Below are 1,843 nucleotides of genomic sequence, written 5' to 3'. Positions count from 1 at the left end.
ATTATTACTTAAATAATGCTTTTCTAAAGGAGCAATATGATAGCAAAGCATATTACTGTTGGCATTGTTGATGATGATTGTTTTTGTCTACACGGCCTAAAAACATATATTGAACAGGTTGTTCCGTCCTGCAATATTTGCTGGTTGTCAACATGTGCCGATCAAGCAATTCAGTTTTGTCAAAATCGATGCCCAGACGTGCTGCTAATTGACATGTATATGTCTGGGGTTTCGGGAATTAAAATATTATACGAATTGCGAAGAAGACACTCGCTCCCAATAATAATTGCTATAACTTCATTTCCTATCAACGATTATGCATTAAAAGCATCGGCAGCAGGCGCGCAAGGCATTGTTGGGAAAAACCACCCAGAAACTATTTGCGCTATGCTTAGCAGTATTATCCAAGGCGCGTTCAAGCCGCAAATAATAGGCGATCTTCATTTTGACGACACGATGACAGCATTTCAACGTTTGCAAAATAAGCCAAAAAAGGGACGCCTTGCTTTAACGGATCATGAGACTGAAATTGTAAAGTTGTGCAGTAGAGGAATGACTAATGCGCAAATCGCTAAACGTTTATTTGTTGAAACTTGTACTGTGGAAACTATCCTTCGTCGCGTGTTCAAAAAACTGAATGTGACGAATCGTTCACAACTTATTACTACATGGCTGCATGATGAATATTTAGGAAATGATACACAATGATTATTTTCTTAATGCGTCGTTTACGAGAAAAGCTTATTGACAATAAAACATTTTTACTATTGGGATGTTTGTCGAGCGCAATGGATGCGTATATTTACTCGAATAGCGACAATAGCACAATACAACTTGTTATAGTTTACATGATTCTTGCTGCTATAAATCTGTTCCTTTGCTTGCTTCCGCATTTTATGAGCATGTGCTATATTTTTGTGCATCTCAGCATTCTTGCTATTCCTAGTCTGAATCTTCCACCAGTAACTTTCGGGCTCATCATATCATTTGTTTTTATTTCGTATTTATATCCGATTCAATTTACACTACCTTTATTCTTAGTAATAGACGCATTACACTACGTTGCATACCGATACCTATCAACTTTATCTTTCAAGTATCTTATTGCTTACCTTTTAATAAATATATTTTGCGTTTGCACTGGTATTATTTTGCGTATTTCTCACCAAAAAATGGTTCTTTATGAAAAAGATAAGCAAACAATTAATAATCTTCATCTGGCTGTGCGAATGCACGATAGATTAACTAATAAGATTGCAGATATTGCACTACAAAGTAAAATAGCATTACTTGACAAGTCTATTTCTAAAAAACAGCGAAGTGCTATTGAGGCAATAAATGATTTGGCAGATCAGGCTTTTGAAGAAGGACATAATATTATCGACATTCTACGTGGAAATACTGCTAAGCAAGATGCTCGAAGCGAGTTCATTCAGCACATTGAAGATACACTACAAATGAACGACTCAATCAATACATCTTGTGGATTAAAAGGAAGATCCATATGCAATATATCTAGTAACGATATTCCTGAAGACATTAGCGATGAAATCATCTGTGAAGTTATTGAATTAATCGAAGAACTATATTTGAACATGCGAAAATATGCTTCTTTAGTTTATTACATCAGAATTTCGATACGTAAAAAACAAATTGTTATAAAACAGTTCAATGTTCGATTTTTGGGCGGAAAAAGTAAAGATGCAATTCGCTCAGTATCTCAAAAAGGACTTCTGCTTCATCGCGATACCATAAAGCATTTAGGCGGTTCACTCTATTTTCGAGCCTTTGGTAAGTATTGGGAATGCAATGCAGTTATACCTTTAAAAAATAAACATAACTA

General features: G+C 35.2%; 2 protein-coding genes. Both read left to right on the top strand.

The window, feature by feature from the left end; all coding sequences use genetic code 11:
• Nucleotides 1–36 precede the first annotated feature (36 nt).
• Complete coding sequence (locus A5295_RS04540) at nucleotides 37–708, top strand: response regulator transcription factor (RefSeq protein ID WP_064621879.1); 672 nt, start codon at nucleotides 37–39, stop codon at nucleotides 706–708.
• Nucleotides 705–1,843 (top strand): hypothetical protein (locus tag A5295_RS04535; RefSeq protein WP_064621876.1); only part of this gene is annotated, 1,139 nt, incomplete at its 3' end. The genes A5295_RS04540 and A5295_RS04535, both read left to right, overlap by 4 nt.

Source organism: Gardnerella sp. 26-12, from assembly GCF_001660745.1.
GTDB classification, from domain to species: domain Bacteria; phylum Actinomycetota; class Actinomycetes; order Actinomycetales; family Bifidobacteriaceae; genus Bifidobacterium; species Bifidobacterium swidsinskii.
Note: the sequence above shows the minus strand (reverse complement) of the source record. Positions and strands in the feature narration are given on the sequence as shown.